This is a genomic window from Polaromonas sp. P1_G2, assembly GCF_056405515.1.
In genome coordinates this window covers 1-400 of record NZ_JBFUBY010001454.1, presented here as the reverse complement: position 1 = coordinate 400, position 400 = coordinate 1, and the positions used below count along the sequence as shown (strand labels likewise).

The 400-nt window shown below is 55.2% G+C and carries 1 protein-coding gene; it reads left to right on the top strand.

What is annotated here, in order from left to right:
* The coding region (locus AC1D0P_RS31045) for a hypothetical protein (RefSeq protein ID WP_477680239.1) at positions 1 to 400 on the top strand (400 nt) is incomplete at both ends.

Genomic DNA, 400 nt, shown 5'->3' with positions numbered 1-400 from the left:
CTTGACGCGTTGCCGATTAATGATCTTCCGACACTGAAAACGTTGGCCGCGCGCGTGACCTTTTCGGATGCTGATTTAGCTCAAGCTGGCATCAGTCGCCGGGCACTTGGCGGGTACTGCTTACCACCGTCACAGCGCAATGTGGGCTTTGGTGGCTATGGCGATAGCTGGCTCGAGAGGCAGCCGCTGATCGATTTTCATGACAAAATGGTCGTGGCACTGCCATCAGCTATTGGAACGGCCATACGAAGGGCGGTGATTGAGACCTGTCACGACGCCGGGACAGAATTCGTCCTGTGGACTGGCTTGCTTATTGCTCAGACCGAAGAACTTGCGTTGAACCCGGCTATTTCGCGTATCAGCATCCCTCCCACAGAGATGAAACGGGATTCCAACGTGG